We start from the raw sequence: 16,876 nt of genomic DNA, 5'->3' as shown, positions 1-16,876 counted from the left end.
ACGTGTCTTTTCGTTCCCCACGGCACCTATGGTAAACTAATTCCTAACCCGGTTCGGCGATGAATGGTCTTTCCTGAGATAGAGAAGGGGGAAAAGATGTCCGTTCGCAATGCCGCAAAACTTTTTACCAGCGTCATGACGGCGGCCAGCCTCTCGCTCGCCTTGCTGATGCCGGCCGGGCCGGCCTATGCCGATGCCGGTTTCCGGCAATGGGTCGCCGGCTTCCGCGCCACCGCCGTGGCGGGCGGCGTTTCCGGCGCGGTCTACGACCAGGCTTTCCGGGGCATCAACGAACCCGACCCTGTGGTGCTGGAGAAAGCCCGCACCCAGCCTGAGTTCACCGCACCGGCCTGGGACTATTTCGACAACCGCGTCCATGACCAGTCCGTTGCCGTCGGCCAGCAGATGGCCAAGAAATGGAAGCCCTGGCTGGACCGGATCGAAGCGCGGTTTGGCGTCGATCGCTACATCCTGCTCGCCATCTGGTCGATGGAATCCAACTATGGCGAGATCCTCAAGCGCGACGACATCATGCGCAATGTCATCCGCTCGCTGGCGACGCTCGCCTATGGCGACCCTAAGCGGTCGAAATTCGCCCGCACCCAACTCGTCGCGGCGCTGAAGATCCTGCAGACCGGCGACATCGACGAAAGCCACCTCATGGGCTCCTGGGCCGGCGCCATGGGCCAGACCCAGTTCATCCCGACCAGCTACCAGCATTATGCCGTCGACATGGACGGCAACGGCAAGCGCGACATCTGGAACTCGATCCCCGATGCGTTGGCGACATCAGCCAATCTGTTGAAGAAGAATGGCTGGCAGGGCGGCAAGACATGGGGCTACGAGGTCACCATTCCGGCCGGCAAACTGCCCGCCGGCTCGAAGACACTGGCGCAATGGCGGGCGCTCGGCGTCGCCAGGGCCAATGGCAAGCCATTCAAGAACGCAACCGACAAGGCGACGCTTAAAGTGCCGGACGGCCGCGGCGGACCGGCCTTCCTGATGATCAAGAACTTCTCCGTCATCAAGGCCTACAACAACGCTGACAAATATGCCCTTGCCGTCGGCCTTCTTGCCGACGAAATCGCCGGCTCTAGTGGTCTGGTGCAGGACTGGAAGCGGCCTTTCACCAAACTGTCCTTCGAGGAAAGGCAGGAGTTGCAGAAGCGGCTTTCGCAGCACGGGCTTTACGACGGCAAGTTCGACGGCAAGATCGGTGACGGCACGAAAACTGCTATCATGACCTATCAGGCAACGGTCGGCTTGACCCAGGATGGGTATCCGAGCATGGAAGTGCTCAAATGGCTCAGAAAGAAATAGGGCCAGCTGCGGTGCCGCGCATTTGCGACGCGCAAGGGACGCTGTAGCATGGATCTGTGCATGATCCCTCCGAGGGGCCATGCACCTAGGGATGGAGAGGGAGCTTGGTTTCGGCAGCGCGTATCCGTGTGATCGTTTTCCGCTTGCCGATCCTCATTCTGGCCATCGTCGTCCTGGCGACGGGAATAGCCGGCACTTTCCACACACCAGCTTTGGCCCAGGAACAACCGCAGAACCGCGGCTGGTCGCTGCGCGACCTGTTGTTCCCGCGCCGCAGCGAGCGCATCGAGCCGCCGCTCGACATCCAGAAGGCGAAGCCGAAGCCCAAGAGAAAGCCGCGCCCTCCCAGTGAGCCGGCCGTGCCGATCGTGGAGAAGGCTCCGGATTCCCGCGTTGTCCTGGTGATCGGCGATTTCATGGCGAGCGGCCTCGCCGAGGGTCTGGATACCGCCTTTGCCGCGAACCCTGCCGTCAGGATCATCGAGCGCGCCAACGGCTCCTCGGGTTTCGTACGCGACGATGTCTACAACTGGCCCGAACAGGTCAAATCGCTGATCGAGACCGAAAAGCCGGCCGCCGTGGTCGTCATGCTGGGCTCCAACGACCGCCAGCAGATGCGCGTCAACGACGTGCGCGAACAGCCGCGTTCCGAGAACTGGACCAAGGAGTACGAACGCCGGACCGAGGCGTTCGGCAAGGCGCTGGCGTCGACCAAAGTGCCGTATCTGTGGGTTGGCATGCCGGCCTTCAAGGCGCCGAAGATGACCTCCGACATGCTGGCCTTCAACGACATCTACCACTCGGCCGCCGAGAAGAATGGCGGCGAATTCGTCGATGTCTGGGACGGGTTCGTCGACGAGAACGGCGCCTTTGTCTCGACCGGCCCCGATATTAACGGCCAAGCCGTGCGGCTGCGCTCCGATGACGGTATCAACGTCTCGAAAGCCGGCAAGCGCAAGCTCGCCTTCTACACTGAAAAGTCGCTGGCCAAGATCCTCGGCCTGGCAGCGCCAGGAAGCGTGGTGACGGCTGCCGCACCCGCCGGCGCCCCGGTCGAAGCGCCGTCGCTGCCCGCCGCACCCATCGTGGTCGACCGCACCGTTCCGATGCTGCTCAACGATCCGGCGCTCGATGGCGGCACCGAACTGCTCGGCGCCGCGGCAGCGCCAGCGGCTAACCCGGATCTGCCGGGCGAAAAACTCATCCTCGAAGGCAAGGCCCCCGAGGCGTCACCCGGCCGCGCCGACGATTTCTCCTGGCCGCCGAAGGCAGCTGCGGCGACGGATACGACGACCGCGATCAACCGCTAAGTGAGGCCGTTTCGAAACTCGCTCATGCGAGTCATATGATGGTGTTTTCGAGAACCGGAGCGGAGCGTACATTTGCGTACGCGAGCACCGGAAGGGCAGAAAACGCCTTCAGATGGCCGCAGGAGTAGAGTTTCCAAACGGGCTCAGCGGGGCAGGACGGTCGATCCCATCAGCGCCTCGTCGATCGAGCGGGCCGCCTGGCGGCCTTCGCGGATCGCCCACACCACCAGCGACTGGCCGCGGCGCACGTCGCCAGCGGCATAGAGCTTGTCGACGCTGGTCTTGTAGTCGCGATCGTTGGCTTCGACGTTCCTGGAACGGCGGCTGTCGGTGGTGATCTTCATCTCACTTTCCAGCTCCTTCGCCACGCCCACGGCAGCCGGACCGGCAAAGCCGATGGCGATGAAGGCGAGATCGGCGCGGATGACGAATTCTGTGCCGGCGATCGGCTTGCGCTTCTCGTCGACTTCGCAGCATTTCACGCCGGTCAGCTGGCCCTCTTCGCCGATGAACTCAAGCGTCGCCACCTGGAATTCACGCTCGGCACCTTCGGCCTGCGAGGACGAGGTGCGCATCTTGGTCGCCCAATAGGGCCAGACCGAGAGCTTGTCTTCCTTCTCCGGCGGCTGCGGGCGGATGTCGAGCTGGGTGACCCGCACCGCGCCCTGGCGGAAAGCGGTGCCAACGCAGTCGGACGCGGTATCGCCGCCGCCGACAACGACGACATGCTGGCCGCCGGCGATGATCGGATGCGACGGCCACGCCACCGACTGGATCGGCTCGCCGCCGACGCGGCGGTTCTGCTGCACCAGATAGGGCATGGCATCATAGACGCCGCCGAGATCGTCGCCAGGAATGTTGGCCGGGCGCGGCGATTCCGAACCGCCGCAATAGAGCACCGCATCGTATTCGGCCAGCAGCTCTGCCACGGGCTTGTCGACACCGACATTGACGCCGCAACGGAAAGTCACGCCCTCGCCCTGCATCTGCTCGATACGGCGGTCGATATAGTGCTTCTCGATCTTGAAGTCCGGGATGCCATAGCGCATCAGCCCGCCGGGACGGCTCTCACGCTCATAGACACTGACCTCGTGCCCGGCGCGGCCGAGCTGCTGCGCGGCCGCCATGCCGGCCGGGCCGGAGCCGATGACGGCGACCCGCTTGCCGGTCTTCTTCTCCGGCGGGTAGGGCCGGATATGGCCGGTCTCGTAAGCCTTGTCGGCGATCGCCTGCTCAACCGTCTTGATGGCGACCGGAATGTCCTCGAGGTTCAGCGTGCAGGCTTCCTCGCAGGGTGCGGGACAGATGCGGCCGGTGAATTCGGGGAAATTGTTGGTCGAATGCAGGTTGCGGATCGCATTGTCCCAGTCGCCATTGTAGACGAGGTCGTTCCAGTCGGGGATCTGGTTGTGGATCGGGCAACCGGTCGGCCCATGGCAGAACGGAATGCCGCAATCCATGCAGCGTGCGGCCTGTTTCTCGACCTCCTTGTCCGACATCGGCAGCGTGAACTCGCGGAAATGCCGGATGCGGTCGGAGGCCGGCTGGTACTTGTGCACCTGCCGGTCGATTTCGAGAAAGCCTGTTACCTTGCCCATAGTCCAGTTCCTGCTGTCCAGATGGTGCGGTTTTCGCACCCGTTAACCCCTTGAGGCAGCCATGGCAACCTTGCATCCGAGGTCAAACTGTCGCTGAAAGTTCAGCCGGGAAGCCTGCGCCTCCCGGCAAGTCTCAAAAGCCTATTCCGCAGCCACGCCCATGCGCATGCGTTCCATCTCGATCAGCGCGCGGCGGTATTCGACCGGCATGATCTTGCGGAATTTCGGCCGGAAGGTCGTCCAGTCGTCGAGGATCTCGCGGCCGCGCACCGAACCCGTGAAATGGACGTGATTCGAGATCAGCTGGTAGAGCCGTTCCTCGTCATGGGTGGTCATGTCGCCGGAGACGTCGACGCGGCCCTTGTGGTCGAGGTCGCCGCCATGGTGCAGCAGCCTCTCCATCAGATCGTCTTCTTCCGGAACCGGCTCCAGCTCGACCATCGCCATGTTGCAGCGCGCGGCGAAGTCGCCGGCTTCGTCCAGCACATAGGCGACGCCGCCCGACATGCCGGCGGCGAAGTTGCGGCCGGTCTGGCCGATGACGACGACGATGCCGCCGGTCATGTATTCGCAGCCATGGTCGCCGACACCTTCGACGACGGCGGCGACGCCGGAATTGCGCACCGCGAACCGCTCGCCGGCGACACCGGCGAAATAGGCCTCGCCCTCGGTCGCGCCGTAGAGAACCGTATTGCCGACGATGATCGATTCCGCCGCGACGATCCTGGATTCTTCCGGCGGCCGGATGACGATACGTCCGCCCGATAGGCCCTTGCCGACATAGTCGTTGGCGGCGCCGACGAGATCGAACGAGACGCCGCGCGCCAGGAAGGCGCCGAAGGACTGGCCGGCAGTGCCGGTCAGCTTCACCTGGATCGTGTCCTCGCGCAGGCCCTTGTGCCTGAAGCGCTTGGCGACTTCGCCTGACAGCATGGCGCCCACCGAACGATCGACATTGCGGATGTCGACCTCGATCTTGACCGGCTGCTTGCTCTCGAGCGCGGGCTTCGCCAGCTCGATCAGCTTGCGGTCGAGCACGTCGTCGATCGGGTGCTTCTGCCGCTCCGTCCAATGTATCGCTTCGTGCGGCGCATCCGGCTTGAAGAACATCTTGCCGAAATCGAGCCCGCGCGCCTTCCAGTGCTGGATCATCTCGCGCTTTTCCAGAAGGTCGCTGTCGCCGACGATCTGGTCGATATGGATGTAGCCCATCTCGGCCAGCAGCCCCCTCACCTCTTCTGCCACATAGAAGAAGAAGTTGATGACATGCTCGGGCGTGCCCTTGAAGCGCTTGCGCAGCACCGGGTCCTGCGTCGCGACACCGACCGGGCAGGTGTTGAGATGGCACTTGCGCATCATGATGCAGCCGGCCGCGATCAGCGGCGCGGTCGAGAAGCCGAACTCGTCGGCGCCGAGCAAGGCGCCAATGATGACGTCACGACCCGTGCGCAGGCCGCCATCGACCTGCAGCGCGACGCGCGACCGCAGGCCGTTCAGCACCAGAGTCTGGTGCGTCTCGGCAAGGCCCATTTCCCACGGGCTGCCGGCATGCTTGAGCGAGGTCAGCGGCGACGCGCCGGTGCCGCCATCATAGCCCGAGATGGTGATATGGTCGGCGCGCGCCTTGGCGACGCCCGCCGCAACCGTGCCGACGCCGACTTCCGACACCAGCTTGACCGAGACATCAGCCGCCGGATTGACGTTCTTCAGATCGTAGATCAGCTGCGCCAGATCCTCGATCGAATAGATGTCGTGATGCGGCGGCGGCGAGATCAGGCCGACGCCGGGCGTCGAGTGCCGGACCTTGGCGATGGTCGCGTCGACCTTGTGGCCGGGCAGCTGACCGCCCTCGCCGGGCTTGGCGCCCTGCGCGACCTTGATCTGCATGACATCGGAATTGACGAGATATTCGGCCGTGACGCCGAACCGTCCCGAGGCGACCTGCTTGATTGCCGAGCGTTCGGGGTTCTTGCCGCCGCCGGGCAGCGGCAGATAACGGTCGGCCTCTTCGCCGCCCTCGCCGGTGTTCGACTTGCCGCCGATCTGGTTCATAGCGCGCGCCAGCGTGGTGTGCGCTTCGCGCGAGATCGAGCCGAACGACATCGCCCCGGTCGAGAAGCGCTTGACGATGTCGGCCGCCGACATCACGTCGTCGAGCGCCACCTTCTTGCGGCCGGTCTCCTCCGCCAGCTTGATCCTGAACAGGCCGCGTATGGTTTGGGCGCGGGCCGTCTCGCTGTCGATCTGCGCCGAATACTCCTTGAACGTCTCCCACGAGCCTTGGCGCACGGCGTGCTGCAAGGTGGCGACGGCGTCGGGCGACCACATATGGGCTTCGCCGCGCATGCGGTACATGTACTCGCCGCCAACCTCGAGGCTGTTGCGCAGCACCGGATCGTTGCCAAAGCCGTCGGTGTGGCGGCTGAGCGTCTCGGCCGCGACCTCGTCCAGGCCCACACCTTCGATCAGCGTCGCGGTGCCGGTAAAATACTTCTCGACGAAATCCGACTTCAGTCCGATGGCGTCGAAGATCTGCGCGCCGCAATAGGACTGGTAGGTCGAGATGCCCATCTTGGACATCACCTTGAGGATGCCCTTGCCGATCGACTTGATGTAACGCGAGACGACTTCGTAGGCGTCGACCTCCGCCGGCAGTTCGCCGCGCTTGTGCATGTCGAGCAGCGTGTCGAAGGCGAGGTAAGGATTGATCGCCTCGGCGCCATAGCCGGCAAGGCAACAGAAATGATGCACTTCGCGCGGCTCACCGGATTCGACGACCAGGCCGACCGCGGTGCGCAGCCCCTTGCGGATCAGATGGTGATGCACCGCCGCCGTCGCCAGCAATGCCGGGATGGCGATGCGGTCGGGACCGACCTGCCGGTCGGACAGGATGATGATGTTGTAGCCGCCGGCGACAGCTGCTTCCGCGCGCTCGCACAGACGTTCGACGGCGCCCTGCATGCCGGCGGCGCCCTCGCTCGACCCGTACGTGATGTCGATCGTCTTGGTGTCGAAGCGGTCTTCCGTATGACCAATCGAGCGGATCTTTTCCAGATCGCCATTGGTCAGGATCGGCTGGCGCACTTCGAGCCGCTTGCGGCGCGAATTGCCGACCAGGTCGAAGATGTTCGGCCGCGGCCCGATGAAGGACACCAGGCTCATCACCAGCTCTTCGCGGATCGGGTCGATCGGCGGGTTGGTGACCTGGGCGAAGTTCTGCTTGAAATAGGTGTAGAGCAGCTTCGACTTGTCCGACATCGCCGAGATCGGCGTGTCGGTGCCCATCGAACCCACGGCTTCCTGGCCGGTGGTCGCCATTGGCGACATCAACAGCTTGGTGTCTTCCTGGCTGTAGCCGAACGCCTGCTGGCGATCGAGCAGGCTGACATCCTTGCGCAGCGCGCGCGGCTCGACCGGCTTGAGGTCCTCGAGGATCAGCTGCGTGTTGTTGAGCCAGGTCTTGTAGGGATGCCTGGTCGCGATCTCCGACTTGATCTCCTCGTCGGAAATGATGCGGCCCTTGGCGAGGTCGATCAAAAGCATGCGGCCGGGCTGCAGCCGCCACTTCCTGACGATCCTCTCCTCCGGCACCGGCAGCACGCCGGCTTCCGAGGCCATAATGACACGGTCGTCATCGGTGACGATGTAGCGCGCCGGGCGCAGGCCGTTGCGGTCGAGCGTGGCGCCGATCTGGCGTCCGTCGGTGAAGGCGACCGCGGCCGGCCCGTCCCACGGCTCCATCAGGGCTGCATGGTACTCGTAGAAAGCCTTGCGGTCGGCATCCATCAGCTTGTTGCCGGCCCAGGCTTCCGGGATCAGCATCATCATGGCGTGGCTGAGGCTGTAGCCGCCCTGGAACAGGAATTCGAGCGCATTGTCGAAGCACGCGGTGTCGGACTGGCCGTCATAGGAGATCGGCCACAGCTTGGAGATGTTGTTGCCGAACAGCTCGGAATCGACCGAGGCCTGGCGCGCCGCCATCCAGTTGTTGTTGCCGCGCACCGTGTTGATCTCGCCATTATGCGCGACCATGCGGTAGGGATGCGCCAGCTTCCACGACGGGAAAGTGTTGGTCGAGAAACGCTGATGGACCAGGATCAGCGCCGTCTCGAAACGCGGATCCGACAGATCCTTGTAATAGGCGCCGACCTGGTAGGCCAGGAACATGCCCTTGTAGACGATGGTACGCGCCGACAGCGACACGCAGTACGCGCCGATATCCCTGTTGTTGTTCTCGGCGTAGATGCGGCCAGAAATGACCTTGCGCAGCAGGTACAGCCTGGCCTCATACTCCTCGTCGTCGGTAATGTCGGCCGTGCGGCCGATGAAGACCTGGCGATGGAACGGTTCGGATGCCGCGATATCAGGCGCCTTCGACAGCGACGAATTGTCGACCGGCACGTCACGGAAGCCGAGCAGCGGCAGCCCTTCGGACTGCGCCGATTCGGCGATGATGTCTTCGATATGGGCGCGCAGCGCCGCGTCCTGCGGCATGAACCAGTGGCCGACGCCGTATTGGCCCGTCGGCGGCAGTTCGACGCCCTGCGCCGCCATCTCCTCGCGGAAGAAACGGTCCGGGATCTGCACCAGCACGCCGGCGCCGTCGCCCATCAGCGGATCGGCGCCGACAGCGCCGCGATGCGTCAGGTTTTCGAGCATGAACAGCCCGTCCTTGACGATCTGCTGCGACTTGACGTTCTTCATGTTGACGATGAAGCCGACGCCGCAGGCGTCATGCTCGTTGCGCGGATCATAGAGACCCTGCGCGGTCATACCATTGGTGGTTCGGCCGCCATTGGTGGTTCGCCCGGTATTGGTCAGAACGGTATTTTTAACGGCTGCCGCTTTCGTCTGCGCGGCCTGGCCGGTGATCGCAGATGGCGTCAGTTCCGTCATCGTCCTGTCCTCCGTTCCGGCCCCTTGCACGTCTAGCATTTGGGGCGCTGGTCTACCTTGGGAAGCGACTGGCTTCCGCTCTCATTCTTGCGGCACGTCTTGCGAAATCCTTGGCGAACCGAGCGGTGCGCCGCCGGTTCGTATCCGGTATCGTACAGGCCACAGCCGAGCCGTCTACCCGTCGCTCGCGGCAACGGCCGGAGTGGCCCAAATGATACGCCAATCCAGCCTGACTTGTGCGACAAAATAAGACAGCACTACTGTCCTAAATTTTTATGGCAGAAATCCCGCGCGCGCACAAGACCGATTCACAAAAATCTTGGGCGTTTGGCGACAGAAAATTACGCAACGTCCCGCCAAAACGAAAACTTCGGTCCCCGCACGCCTTCGTGATCGGTCTCTGGCTTTACCGCTTTTTCAGCCCTTGGCCCTTGCGCGTCAAACCCCGAAGCGGCCATGGTCGCGCTCCTTTTCGCAATCAGCCATGGACTTTTCCGAATGTTCTTTGCATCCGACAACTGGGCGGGCGTCCATCCCGATATCTCGGCCAACCTGACCCGCCATGCTGCCGGCATCGCCACCGCCTATGGCGACGGCGACCTCGACCGCGCCGTCTACAAGCGCTTCAACGAGATTTTCGAGCGCGAGGTCGCGGTGTTCTTCGTCGCCACCGGCACGGCGGCCAATGCGCTGTCGATGGCGTCATTGAACCGGATCGGCGGCGTCGCCTTCTGCCATGCCGAAGCGCATATGAATGTCGATGAATTCGGCGCCGCGGGTTTTTACACCGGCGGCGCGCGCATGTCGCCGGTCCCGGGATCTCTGGGGCGCATCAATCCGCAGGCGCTCGACGGGGCCATCAAGCGCTATTCGCGGGATCTCGTCCCTGCCGGACAGCCGATGGCGGTGACAATCACCCAGGCGACGGAAGTCGGCACCGTTTACACCGTCGACGATATCAAGGCGATCGCCGAGGTGGCCCGCCGTCACAAGCTGCCGCTGCACATGGACGGCGCGCGCTTCGCCAATGCCGTTGCGGCGACGGACATCAGCCCTGCGGAAATGACCTGGAAGAGCGGTGTCGACATCATCTCCTTCGGCGGCACCAAGAATGGCTGCTGGATGGCCGACACGGTCGTGGTCCTCAACCCCGACGTGGCGCGCGACCTGCGCCTGCTTCGCCAGCGCGCCGGGCAGACCTTCTCCAAGGCGCGCTTCATCTCGGCTCAGTTCGAGGCCTATTTTGCCGACGATCTGTGGCTGAGGATGGCACGCCACGCCAATGCGATGGCCGCAAGGCTGGCGGCGACGATCGAGGATGCGCCGTCCGGCCGGCTGGCCTGGCTGCCGCAGGCCAATGAAGTGTTCGCCATTCTCGACCGTACCAAGGCGGAAAAAATGCAAGGCGACGGTGCCAAATTCTATGAATGGGGCGTGCCGCAGAGCTTCGACGGCCATCTCGGCGACAATGAAGCGATCTACCGCTTCGTCGCCAGCTTCGCGACGACCGCTGAAGAAGTCGACCACCTCGGCCACATGATCACCTGAGCTTTTCCGATGACCAGACCTCCCCTCGGCTCGACCATGCGGCTGGTTCGCCCGGCGCCAAACGTGCTCGGTTTCTACGACGGCCGCATCGACGGCGTTCGCGCCTGGTCGGACGAGCCGAACTGGCTGGATGATGGCGCCTATGCGCTAGGCATCTGCACTTATGCGATCGTCGACGGGCCGCAGGCGCTTGTCTACGACACGCATATTTCGCTGCCCCATGCGCGCTCTATCAGGCAGACGCTCGAAGCCATGGGCGTCAGCTCGATCCGCGTCGTGCTCAGCCACTGGCATGACGATCACATTGCCGGCAACGAGGTGTTTCAGGATTGCGAGATCATCGCCAATAAGCTCACGGCCTCGGCGCTGGCGAACAATCGGGTTGAGATAGAAGGCGGCGTTCCGCCGATCAAGCCGCTCGTGCTGCCGAACAGGACCTTCGAAGGCAGCCTTGACCTTACCGTTGGATCGATCGCCGTCGAATTGCGCCAGGTCGAGATCCACAGCCATGACGGCACGGTGCTGTTCATGCCTGGGAACGGCCTGCTGCTGGCGGGCGATACGCTGGAGGATCCGATCACCTATGTCAGCGAGGCGGATCGGCTGGCGCAACATCTGGTGGATCTCGAACGCATGGCCAGCTGGCCGATAGACCGCATCCTGCCCAATCACGGTTCGCTCGAAGCGATTGAACGAGGCGGCTACGACAAAGGCCTCATCGCCGCGACACAAGCCTATGTCCAGAAACTGCTCCGCTGCCGGCACGAGCCGGATCTAGCGAAGCAGGATCTGAAAACCTTCGGCGCCGACATGTTCGCCACCGGTGCGGTCGAGTACTTCGCGCTATACGAGCCTGTTCACCGGCAAAACGTCGAGGCCGTTCTCGCAGCCGGTACCGATCACTAGGCAAGGAACGGTCGAAGCAAGAGCTCCAGGCCAAGCAGAATCAGGAAAATAAGAAACCAGCGCCGGAAGGTCGCCGGGCTGATCCGCTGCCGGAGCAACTGTCCCAGCCACATGCCGAGCAAGGCCGGCAGGACGGCCAGCGACGACATGGCGATATGCTCCACCTGGAACGCGCCATGCGAGGCAAGGCCGGCCGCAAGCGCGATGGTCGACACCGTGAAGGACAGGCCGAGCGCCTGGATCAGGTCGTCGCGGCTCAGGCCGAGCGCCTGGATGTAGGGCACGGCAGGGACCACGAACACGCCGGTGCCGCCGGTCACGAGCCCGGTGAGAAAACCGACAATGGGCGACGCCCAGCGCTCGGCCGACACCGGGACCGTCAATTGCCGCGCCAGCAGCGTATAGGCGGCATAGATGATCAGCGCCGCACCGAGGCCGGCGGTCGTCCATTTGACGTTGTCGCTGGCCAAGAGCCACGAGCCGGCCAGCGTGCCGGCAACGATGCCGATCATCATCAGCCACAACCGCTTGAGGATAGAGGCGAAGCTCGGTCCGGCAAACAGCTGCCAGATGTTGGTGACGAAGGATGGCACGATCAGCAGCGAGGCCGCCGCGACCGGCGGCATGATGGTGCCCAGCAGCCCCATCGCCAGCGTCGGCAGGCCCATGCCGGTAACGCCCTTGACGATGCCAGCCAGCAGGAAGGTGACGGCAATGGTGGCCGTCAGGGTCAAGGAGAAATCAGACATCGCCCTTCATGGAAAGACGGCGCCCCTTCCAAAAGAGCCAGAACTCTTCGGTTGGGGTGACAGAGGCTCCGGCGCAACAAAAAAGCGGCGCCTTGCGGCGCCGCTTTCGTCTCGGGAGGAGACGCTTCTATCCTTGGGCGATTACGCCGCCGTCTTGATTACGCGGCGTGCTTGGCCTCGATCTGCTTGGCCTTCTCGGAGCTCGCAGTAATCGCGATCTTGCGCGGCTTCAGCTCCTCGGGGATGTTGCGCGTGAGGTCGACGAAGAGCAGGCCATTCTTCAGCGTCGCGCCCACAACCTCGACATGGTCGGCAAGCTGGAAGCGGCGCTCGAACGAACGCGAGGCGATGCCGCGATAGAGCAGCTCGGAGCCTTCGCCATTGCCCTCTTCCTTGCGCTCACCCTTGACGGTCAGCACGTTGCGATGGGCTTCGATCGAGATCTCTTCATCCGAGAAGCCGGCAACCGCCATCGAGATGCGATAGGCGTTCTCGCCGGTGCGCTCGATGTTGTAGGGCGGGTAGGTCTGCGCGCTATCGGGCTGGGCAAGGCTATCGAGCATGGTGAAGAGACGGTCGAAGCCGACGGTCGAGCGATGGAGCGAGGAAAAATCAACGTGACGCATGAGGTGTTCTCCTGTTGAGCAACATGGTTTGCGTGTGGCCGGTGCGAAACCCTGTGAAAGGCGTTTCGGCTGGACCAGCAGCCCCGACATCGGCGACTGCCTCCGACATTTGGGGAGCGCAAAAGCGCATTTCAAGGATTTTTGAAGAGCTGTGAATCGAGGCGTCTATGAACGGCAGATGAACCGCCGCTTCGGCGCCCATTCAGCCGGCCGGCGCTAGAGTGCAGCCAGAATAAAGAACCAGGCGGCGCCGGATGAAGGCGCCGCGACGAGGCCGAACCGGGTGTAACGTCCCTTCCTCCCGGATCGACAGAGGCCGGAAGCACGCCGCCGCAGGCTGCTTCCGGCCTTACTCGTTGTTCGTCCGCCCCTTGGCGCCCCTCCCTTTGCTTTTGGCCCATTGGCGTCTATCACCATGCCGACGCCCTGCCGGGTGAGACACCACGAAGACGCAAGCGCCGAATGACGGACCTCTTCCATCCCACCCCAGGCAATCCGCCGCCGCAAAATGTCGCCGGCGGCTTCTTCACCACGCGCGACGGCAAGAAGATCCGCTACGGCCTTTTTGCCGCGGTCACCCGGCCGCTGAAGGGCACCGTCGTCCTGCTGCCCGGCCGCAACGAGTGCATCGAGAAATATTTCGAAACCATCCGCAACCTTGCCGATCGCGGCCTCGGCGTCGCCACGCTTGACTGGCGCGGCCAGGGCGGTTCGGACCGGCTGATCCGCGACCCGCAACGTGGCTATGTCCGCAGTTTCTACGATTACACCGGCGACCTCGAGCAGTTCTTCGAGGACATTGTGCTGCCCGACTGCCGCGGCCCATACTACATCCTCGCCCATTCGGCGGGGGCCGTGATTGCGCTGCTCGCCGCGCCGTCGATGGTCAACCGGGTGCGCCGCATGGTGCTGATCGCGCCTTTCCTGACGGTGCCCGATTTTCCGCTGTCTGTAAAAACGGTGCGCCGCGTCTGCTCGCTCTTGTGCTTTCTCGGCCTTGGCCGGCTCTATGCCGCCTGGGGGCCTAGACCCAGGCAGCCCCTGCCCTTTGCCGTCAACAAGGTGACATCGGACCCTGAGCGCTATCAGCGCAACACGAAAATCTACGAGGACTATCCACAACTGGCGCTCGGCGGCCCGACGATCCGCTGGCTGCAGGCCGCCATCAAGGCAGCTGAGGTCATCAGCGAGCCGGACTTCATGGCCAGAATCCAGGTGCCGCTGCTGGTGATCGCCGCCGGCGCCGATCGGGTCGTGTCGACCAAGGCCGTGGAAGCCTACACCAGGCATCTGCGCCTCGGCTCGCTGCTGATGATCGATGGCGCCCAGCACGAGATCCTGCAGGAGGCTGACATCTATCGCGAGCAGTTGCTCGCTGCCTTCGACGCCTTCATTCCCGGCAACGACGACCCCACCGCGTGATGCCGCCGCAGGGTGCGGCGCGTCGAGTTCGCGCCTGCTGACAGCCTTCTGTCAGGAGGACCGCCCGGCAGCGCCGCCAGCACGCAAAGAGCTAAAGATTCTGACAGCTGGTGCCGCCCCGGAATGCTCATCTCTCCGCGTAGAACTGAACGCCAAAGGAGATGACATCATGACCGAGAAAACCTGCGCTGCCTGCGATTGCCAGCTGGACGCCAACCCGATCCGCGTCAAGGTCGGCGGCAAGACCGTCGAGGTCTGCTGCGAGGAATGCGCGATTGCGCTGAACGAAGCCGGGGCTTCTGTGGCCGGCGCCTCAGTGGTCGGCAACCGGGAGGTCTGAGTGATGCGCCCCAATCATGCAACGATGGTGCACCTGGCACAGGCACCTACAACCCGATCCACGACCTTCTGGCGGTCCTTGCGAACACAAGGCATTGCAGCCGCCAACTGGATCGGCCGTCAGCTGGAAAGGCGCCGAAGCCGCCTTGCCTTGCTCGAAATGACCGACGAGCAGCTCAAGGACATTGGCTTGTCGCGCGGCGAAGCCCACTGCGAATACATGCGCCATTTGTGGGATTGAGCTATGGCCGTTGCAAACGCGCTGACAGGTGAAGTCTCCTGACAGGTTTGGACGGGCCAGTCGCCTAAAGTACCGGATAGCTTTCGGTGCAACGGGGAATGCAACGGCCATGTCCCAATTCACGATACAGACGCTTCTGGACACCGGCACTGTCAGGGTGCGGGACGTCGTCTGCAGCGGCGAATGCCGGCACAGGAGCGACGAAGAATGCACCGCGGCCACGCATCTGGTGTTTCCCTATCGCGGTGTCTTCGTGCGCCATGTCGGCCGCAACGATGCGGTCGCCGAAGCCAACCAGTTGCTGTTCTTCAATGAAGCGGAGCCCTACCGGATCAGCCACCCTGTCGAGGGTGGCGATTCCTGTCTCGATCTCGTCATCGATGAGGCGCAGCTGCAGGAACTGACGCCGAAGGAGCAGTTGCGCTCCGGCAGTGCGTTGGCGTTTCGTCGCCAGCGCCGCCGCATCGATCCGCGGGCGCAGGCGCTGGTGGCGGTGCTACGCCACAGCCTGAGCCGCAACATTGCCGAAACTCTTGAAGCCGAAACCCTGGCGTTGACGCTGGTGCGGCGCTCTCTCGGCGAGCGCACCTCCCATGCCGCCGGCGCCAGCGCTGGCCGGCAGAAGCTGGTCGATCGCGCCAAGCTTGTCCTGTCCTCGGACCTGTCGCGGCGCTGGACGTTGGCCGAGATCGCCGCCGAAGTTGGCGTATCGCCGGTTTATCTCACGCAGGTTTTCCAGCAGGTCGAGGCGATGCCACTCTACCGCTATCATCTGCGCCTGCGCCTGGCGCGTGCACTCGACCTGCTTGGTCGCTACGACAATCTTACGACGCTCGGCATGGACCTTGGCTTCTCCAGCCACAGCCATTTCAGTTCAGCGTTCAGGCAGGTCTACGGGCGCACGCCGGCGGAATTCCAGCGCTCGATCAAGCCGCGCTGACCGGGTCGAAATGTCAGCCGCGCAGGGCCGCCATCGCCGCCGCGTGGAGTTCCGGCGTCGCCGCGGCCAGTATGTCGCCGCCTTTCTCCGCCGGGCCACCCTCGAAAGTGGTGACGACGCCGCCAGCCTTTTCGATGATCGGGATCAGCGCCACGATGTCGTAAGGCTTCAATCCGGGATCGGCGACGATGTCGACGCTGCCCGAGGCAATCATGGCGAAGGCATAGCAATCGGCGCCGTAGCGAACGAGCTGCACCTCTTTTTCGAACTTGTCGAAACGCGTGCGCGCCTCGCCCTTGAACAGCGCCGGCGTGGTCGTGAACAAGGTCGCCTCGTCGAGCTTCTTCGTCTTGCGGGTCGAGAGCTTCCGCGGGCCGCCGGGGCCTTCATAGTAGGAGCCGGAAGCGTTGGCGTAAAACAACTCGCCGGTGAAAGGTTGAGCCATCATGCCGGCGACAGCGTCACCGTCGACTGTGAGTCCGACCAATGTACCCCACACCGGCAGGCCGGAGATGAAGGCGCGCGTGCCGTCGATCGGATCGATCACCCAGACATGCCGGCTCGAAATGTTTTCGCTGCCATGTTCCTCGCCGAGAATGCCGTGATCGGGATACTCGGCTGAAATCAGCGCCCGGATGGCACGCTCGGCCTCGCGGTCGGCTTCCGTGACCGGATCGAAACTGCCTTTTTCCTTGTTGGCCACCGCGCCCTGCGCGCGGAAACGCGGCAAGGTTTCAGCCGCCGCCGCTTGCGCGATCCGGCGCATGAAATCGATGCTGATGTCCACCTGATTCTCCCGCATTGCAGAGTGCCTGAGCCGGTCTGCCGACACTTTTGCGCCAAAACAAGCCAGTTTATCGATTTATCAGTGAGATAATTGTTGCCAAAATGTCACGTCGACGCCATCCAAACGCAATTTCCACATCAGAGTGAATTAAAAAAGCGTGGAGTCGGTTGACATTTGTGCATCGCACAATAACT

Annotated in this window: 13 protein-coding genes; 8 read left to right on the top strand and 5 right to left on the bottom strand. The window is 63.4% G+C overall.

The annotated features are described in order from the left end of the window. Positions 1–96 precede the first annotated feature (96 nt). Both AC1D1B_RS12320 and AC1D1B_RS12315 read left to right on the top strand, forming a co-directional pair. Positions 97–1,320 carry a lytic murein transglycosylase gene (locus AC1D1B_RS12320; protein WP_477332466.1) on the top strand — a complete coding sequence of 408 codons (1,224 nt, stop codon included), beginning with the start codon at positions 97–99 and terminating at the stop codon, positions 1,318–1,320. Positions 1,321–1,424: 104 nt separating this feature from the next. Continuing rightward, positions 1,425–2,630 (top strand): SGNH/GDSL hydrolase family protein, encoded by a 1,206-nt coding sequence (locus AC1D1B_RS12315; protein ID WP_477332464.1) that lies wholly within the window; start codon positions 1,425–1,427, stop codon positions 2,628–2,630. 143 nt (positions 2,631–2,773) lie between these two features. Here AC1D1B_RS12315 and AC1D1B_RS12310 read toward each other — a convergent pair whose 3' ends face one another. Both AC1D1B_RS12310 and gltB read right to left on the bottom strand, forming a co-directional pair. Then, entirely contained in the window at positions 2,774–4,228 is a 1,455-nt protein-coding gene (locus AC1D1B_RS12310; RefSeq protein ID WP_477332462.1) for a glutamate synthase subunit beta, read from the bottom strand. A gap of 141 nt (positions 4,229–4,369) precedes the next feature. Further along, positions 4,370–9,124 carry a glutamate synthase large subunit gene (gene gltB / locus AC1D1B_RS12305; protein ID WP_477332460.1) on the bottom strand — a complete coding sequence of 1,585 codons (4,755 nt, stop codon included), beginning with the start codon at positions 9,122–9,124 and terminating at the stop codon, positions 4,370–4,372. Positions 9,125–9,622: 498 nt separating this feature from the next. On the opposite strand from gltB, the gene AC1D1B_RS12300 reads away from it, so the two are divergent. Both AC1D1B_RS12300 and AC1D1B_RS12295 read left to right on the top strand, forming a co-directional pair. Beyond that, entirely contained in the window at positions 9,623–10,672 is a 1,050-nt protein-coding gene (locus tag AC1D1B_RS12300) for a threonine aldolase family protein (protein ID WP_477332458.1), read from the top strand. A 9-nt stretch (positions 10,673–10,681) separates the two neighbouring features. Next, positions 10,682–11,578, top strand: coding sequence for an MBL fold metallo-hydrolase (locus AC1D1B_RS12295; RefSeq protein WP_477332456.1), 897 nt, complete (start codon positions 10,682–10,684; stop codon positions 11,576–11,578). Here AC1D1B_RS12295 and AC1D1B_RS12290 read toward each other — a convergent pair. Together AC1D1B_RS12290 and AC1D1B_RS12285 are read right to left on the bottom strand one after the other, a co-directional pair. After that, on the bottom strand, positions 11,575–12,327 hold the full coding sequence (locus tag AC1D1B_RS12290; RefSeq protein ID WP_477332454.1) for a sulfite exporter TauE/SafE family protein: 753 nt from the start codon (positions 12,325–12,327) through the stop codon (positions 11,575–11,577). The two genes, AC1D1B_RS12295 and AC1D1B_RS12290, sit on opposite strands and share 4 nt — an antisense overlap. A 158-nt stretch (positions 12,328–12,485) precedes the next feature. After that, the gene (locus AC1D1B_RS12285) at positions 12,486–12,953 is read right to left on the bottom strand and encodes an Hsp20 family protein (protein WP_112396611.1); all 468 of its coding nucleotides are present in this window, start codon (positions 12,951–12,953) and stop codon (positions 12,486–12,488) included. Positions 12,954–13,415: 462 nt separating this feature from the next. Between AC1D1B_RS12285 and AC1D1B_RS12280 the strand changes: the two genes are divergently transcribed. The 4 genes from AC1D1B_RS12280 to AC1D1B_RS12265 all read left to right on the top strand — a co-directional run bounded on the left by AC1D1B_RS12280 (position 13,416) and on the right by AC1D1B_RS12265 (position 15,895). Then, positions 13,416–14,375: an alpha/beta fold hydrolase gene (locus AC1D1B_RS12280; RefSeq protein ID WP_477332452.1), complete on the top strand. Its 960-nt coding sequence runs from the start codon at positions 13,416–13,418 to the stop codon at positions 14,373–14,375. 169 nt (positions 14,376–14,544) lie between these two features. Continuing rightward, positions 14,545–14,715, top strand: a complete 171-nt coding sequence (locus AC1D1B_RS12275; RefSeq protein WP_477332450.1) for a hypothetical protein — start codon at positions 14,545–14,547, stop codon at positions 14,713–14,715. A gap of 3 nt (positions 14,716–14,718) precedes the next feature. After that, entirely contained in the window at positions 14,719–14,955 is a 237-nt protein-coding gene (locus AC1D1B_RS12270; RefSeq protein ID WP_477333301.1) for a DUF1127 domain-containing protein, read from the top strand. A gap of 109 nt (positions 14,956–15,064) precedes the next feature. Beyond that, a complete protein-coding gene (locus AC1D1B_RS12265; RefSeq protein ID WP_477332448.1) occupies positions 15,065–15,895 on the top strand; it encodes a helix-turn-helix domain-containing protein in 831 nt (276 codons plus the stop codon). A gap of 13 nt (positions 15,896–15,908) precedes the next feature. On the opposite strand, the gene hisN is transcribed toward AC1D1B_RS12265, so the two are convergent. Next, a complete protein-coding gene (gene hisN / locus AC1D1B_RS12260; protein WP_477332446.1) occupies positions 15,909–16,682 on the bottom strand; it encodes a histidinol-phosphatase in 774 nt (257 codons plus the stop codon). Positions 16,683–16,876: the final 194 nt, after the last annotated feature.

Source organism: Mesorhizobium sp. P2_C5_2 (assembly GCF_056404535.1).
Note: the sequence above shows the minus strand (reverse complement) of the source record. Positions and strands in the feature narration are given on the sequence as shown.